Consider the following 255-nt stretch of genomic DNA (forward strand, 5'->3'; position numbering starts at 1 on the left):
CTAATGACCCGAGAGGCTTAACCTTACAACACCAAAGGTGTTTTTGATTTGAGAGACAGGCTCGAGAGAGTAGATTTTCAGCGGAATGTTCCTAGATTGGTTCGTATGGCGGCGTGGGGTGAGCAACTCTGATGCGCTGCGGTACGGATAAAACAGAATTTGCCTGGCGGCACTAGCGCGGTGGTCCCACCTGACCCCATGCCGAACTCAGAAGTGAAACGCCGTAGCGCCGATGGTAGTGTGGGGTCTCCCCAT

At 53.7% G+C, this 255-nt stretch carries 1 rRNA gene; it reads left to right on the forward strand.

The window, feature by feature from the left end:
* Positions 1-162 precede the first annotated feature (162 nt).
* A 5S ribosomal RNA gene (gene rrf, locus ACOZIO_RS25140) occupies positions 163-255 on the forward strand; the annotation flags it as partial.

Origin of the sequence: Rahnella sp. PD4, assembly GCF_049199325.1 — a bacterium.
Taxonomy (GTDB): domain Bacteria; phylum Pseudomonadota; class Gammaproteobacteria; order Enterobacterales; family Enterobacteriaceae; genus Rahnella; species Rahnella perminowiae.